Annotated in this window: 3 protein-coding genes; all 3 read right to left on the bottom strand. The window is 73.8% G+C overall.

Going from position 1 to position 2,484, the window contains the following annotated elements:
* Positions 1-163: 163 nt before the first annotated feature.
* Positions 164-982, bottom strand: coding sequence for an SAM-dependent methyltransferase (locus HW445_RS26745; protein WP_180223449.1), 819 nt, complete (start codon positions 980-982; stop codon positions 164-166).
* A gap of 95 nt (positions 983-1,077) precedes the next feature.
* A complete protein-coding gene (locus HW445_RS26740) occupies positions 1,078-1,755 on the bottom strand; it encodes a DUF2278 family protein (RefSeq protein WP_180223448.1) in 678 nt (225 codons plus the stop codon).
* 242 nt (positions 1,756-1,997) lie between these two features.
* Positions 1,998-2,372 (bottom strand): VOC family protein, encoded by a 375-nt coding sequence (locus tag HW445_RS26735; RefSeq protein WP_180223447.1) that lies wholly within the window; start codon positions 2,370-2,372, stop codon positions 1,998-2,000.
* Positions 2,373-2,484 lie beyond the last annotated feature (112 nt).

Here is a 2,484-nt window from a genome sequence, read left to right as displayed (position 1 = left end):
TCCCGCAGCCCGAGGGGCCGTCGGTGGCGCGCTGACGCTGACGGGGGCCGTCCGGCGTGCCCGGTTCTTCGTGCTCAGGCCGAGGAAAACGGGCACGCCACCCCGTCGGAACCCCCACCGCACGCCGCGCCGGACCCACCGGGGGTACCGGGGGTGGGGCGCGTCAGTTCTTGCGGGCCACCGCCACGTAGCTGCCGCTGACGATGCCCTCCTGGCCGGGGACGGGCTCGCCCAGCTCGGGGTGCCAGTCCTCGGCGAGCGCGATGCCCGGCTCGACGATCTCCAGACCGTCGAAGAAGCGGGCGAAGCGCTTCCTGTCGCGCATCTCCATGGTCACGCCGCCGGCCCGGTAGAGGTCCATGACCTTCCGGGACGCCTCCTCGGGGTGGAAGTCCGGGGTGAGGTGCGAGATGACCAGGTAGCTCCCCGGGGCCAGGGCGTCGACCAGGCGCTCCACCAGTTCGTACGCCCCGTCCTCGTCGGAGAGGAAGTGCAGCAGGGCGATCAGGGAGAGGGCGACCGGACGGCCGAGGTCCAGCACCTCCGCGGCCTTCCCCAGGATCACCTCGGTGTCGCGCGCGTCGGCCTGGACGTAGGCGAGGGCGCCCTCCGCGCTGCCGCGGAGCAGGGCCTGGGCGTGGGCCAGCACGATCGGGTCGTTGTCGCAGTAGACCACCCGGGTGTCCGGCGCGATCCCCTGGGCCACCTGGTGCAGGTTGGGCTCGGTGGGTATGCCGGTGCCGACGTCCAGGAACTGCCGGACCCCCTCGCCGGTCAGCCGGCGCACGGCGCGGTGCATGAAGGCGCGGTTCATCCGGGCCATGACCGGGATCTGCGGCCCGAGCGAGGTCAGCCGGCGCCCCAGCTCCTCGTCGACCGGGTAGTTGTCCTTGCCGCCGAGGAACCAGTCGTACATCCGCGCGGGATGCGGCCTGCTGGTGTCGATGGCCGGCGCGGTGTCGTCGTGGGCGGGACCGGGCATGGCGAGGCTCCAGGATGTGCTGAGGGTGTGCTGACGGGTGATCAACTGCCCTGCACAGTACCGCCGGTCGCCGGAGGGCGACGAGCCGCCCGGGGTCACGCCACCGGGTGGCCCGCGGCGTCCGTGCGGTCGGACTGGCTGGAGAACTTGTTGAGGAACAGGTCGTACGCGCCGTCGGGGCGCCGGGTGAGCGTGGCGCCGTCCTGCCAGGTGCCGTTCTCCACCCACCACTGCGAGCCCGCCGGGTCGCCCTGGTTCTGGTGGACGTTGTGCATGCCGAGATCGCCATCGGGGTCGTCGTCGAAGGGCTCGCCGAAGACTAGGACGTGCTGCCCCGGCACGAGGATCGACTCCAGGGCGAGGGCGGCGTCCACGTTGGAGCCCGCGTGCCAGGGGCGGGAGTCGACGAGCTCGAGGAGGTCCTGGAGCCAGGAGGGCGGGCGCCGGGTGAAGAGGATGCCGGAGCGGTCGGCCAGCTCCGGGTGGCGCACGTAGTCCAGGGCGCCGGAGTCCGGTGTGCGGGGGAGTTCGTGGTAGCCGGGGGAGGCGGCGAGGGCGGCGGCCGGACCCAGTGCCTCGGCGGGCAGGGTGAAGGTCTTCCAGCGGACGCCCACGGCGGACGCGTGGCTGTCGACGTCCACGGCGCAGTGGTGGCGCCCGGCGGGGGCGTCCACCTCCAGGTTGACGTGGAACCAGCGGCCCTGGCTGTCGGGCCGGTCGCGGTGGTGGCGGTGCAGGGTTCCCGAAAGCACGCCGTAACGCACGAAGGGCATGCGGTCAGTCAACCACCGGAGGCCGGAGCCGCCCGGGAGCGCCGGCGTGCCGAACGGGTTGCGTGCCGCCCCGGTGCCCGCTGCCGCGCGCGGGCGATCGGCGGGGGCGGGCAGCCGGGTGACCGCCGCAGGGGGGCGCACGGGCTTCCTATCCCACCGGATCGGCACCGGCAACCGAAATCGCCTGCCCGCGAGCGCGGTTGAGGAACGGAGGTGGAGGCGGAGGCGGCCGAGGCGGTGGCTCAGTGGACGCAGAGGCAGAAGGGGTGGCCCGCGGGGTCGGCGTAGACCCGCCAGTTCGCCCCCGGGCGGAGCTGGTCGGTCCGCTCCAGCACGGTCGCGCCGAGGGCGAGCGCCCGCTCCTCCTCACCGTCGAGGTCGTCCACGTCGAAGTCCAGGTGGAGCTGCTGCGGACGCTCCTGGCCGGGCCACTCGGGCGGCCGGTAGCCGTCCACCCGCTGGCAGGCCAGCGGAATCCCCTCGAACCCGCGCACCTCGACCCAGTCGGTGTCCTCGTCGTCCGCGACCACCCGGCCGCCGAGCAGGGCCGCGTAGAACTCGGCCAGCCGTACCGGGTCGGCGCAGTCCAACGCGACCGCCTGCAGCTTTCGGATCACTTCCGGCACCCCTCGCACTCGTGTCGCCCCCGGCGACGCCCGCACCGTACGGAGGGTACGTACCCTCCGCCCCGGCGGGCATGCGGCCCCGCCGCGCGGACGCCGTGACCAC

Source organism: Streptomyces sp. UH6 (assembly GCF_013421635.1).
Taxonomy (GTDB): Bacteria; Actinomycetota; Actinomycetes; order Streptomycetales; family Streptomycetaceae; genus Streptomyces; species Streptomyces abyssomicinicus.
Note: the sequence above shows the minus strand (reverse complement) of the source record. Positions and strands in the feature narration are given on the sequence as shown.